Origin of the sequence: Streptomyces katrae, assembly GCF_000717655.1 — a bacterium.
Taxonomy (GTDB): domain Bacteria; phylum Actinomycetota; class Actinomycetes; order Streptomycetales; family Streptomycetaceae; genus Streptomyces; species Streptomyces katrae_B.
The window spans coordinates 1-204 of record NZ_JNZY01000147.1; the positions used below are offsets into that span (position 1 = coordinate 1).

Consider the following 204-nt stretch of genomic DNA (forward strand, 5'->3'; position numbering starts at 1 on the left):
GAAGAACGGCCTGCTGACCGTGGTCCTCCCCCAGGAGACCGTCGACCGGCTGTGGGAACTGACCGACACCGACCCGACCGCCGAAATCACCGTCGACCTGGTCACCCGCCAGGTCCGCGCGGCCGGAATCGAGGCGGAGTTCGAACTCGACGACAACGCCCGCTGGCGCCTGCTCGAAGGCCTCGACGACATCTCCCTCACCCT

1 pseudogene is annotated in these 204 nt (G+C 68.1%); it reads left to right on the top strand.

Features of this window, described 5'->3' with window-relative positions:
• A pseudogene (locus tag IF09_RS0139735) lies at positions 1 to 204 on the top strand (3-isopropylmalate dehydratase small subunit); the annotation flags it as partial.